This is a genomic window from Streptomyces sp. NRRL F-2664, from assembly GCF_000719345.1.
GTDB lineage: Bacteria > Actinomycetota > Actinomycetes > Streptomycetales > Streptomycetaceae > Streptomyces.
In genome coordinates this window covers 1-456 of sequence record NZ_JOFX01000352.1, presented here as the reverse complement: position 1 = coordinate 456, position 456 = coordinate 1, and the positions used below count along the sequence as shown (strand labels likewise).

General features: G+C 71.9%; 1 protein-coding gene. It reads right to left on the bottom strand.

Translation table 11 applies throughout. From position 1 onward, the window contains the following. The coding region (locus tag IF89_RS39660; protein WP_043194974.1) for a hypothetical protein at nucleotides 1-456 on the bottom strand (456 nt) is incomplete at both ends.

The following is a 456-nucleotide window of genomic DNA, read 5'->3' as shown; positions in this document are numbered from 1 at the left end:
CCCGGTGACCGTGCGCCGGTCCGCAGCCAGGGTGTTGGAGGTCTCCTGCAGGACCTTGCCGTCCCGGTCGGTGGTCTTCTGCGACACGACCAGCCCGGTGGCACCCTCTTCGGGGTCGTACACGGTCTCGGTGACCGTGCCCGTCTCGTCCACCGTCTTGACCGCACGCCCGTAGCTGTCGTAGGCGGCGGCGGTCGCCACTTCCCGTTTCTGGCCGGCGGAGTTGTGGACGGTGTTGGCCTCGCGCAAGGGCAGGGCCCAGTCCGCGGGGAGTTCCGCGTCCCGGGGCGGGGGCACGGGGCTTGCGGGGTCCTGCTGCCAGCTGTAGCCGCGGACCAGTTCCCCGGCGGTGCGGTCGCCGAGGGCGGAGGTGAACACCTGCTGGGAGGTCAGGAGGTGGAGGCTGTTGTAGTGGGAGACCACCCTGCGCTCCGGCTCGCCGTCGGGGCCCAGGAG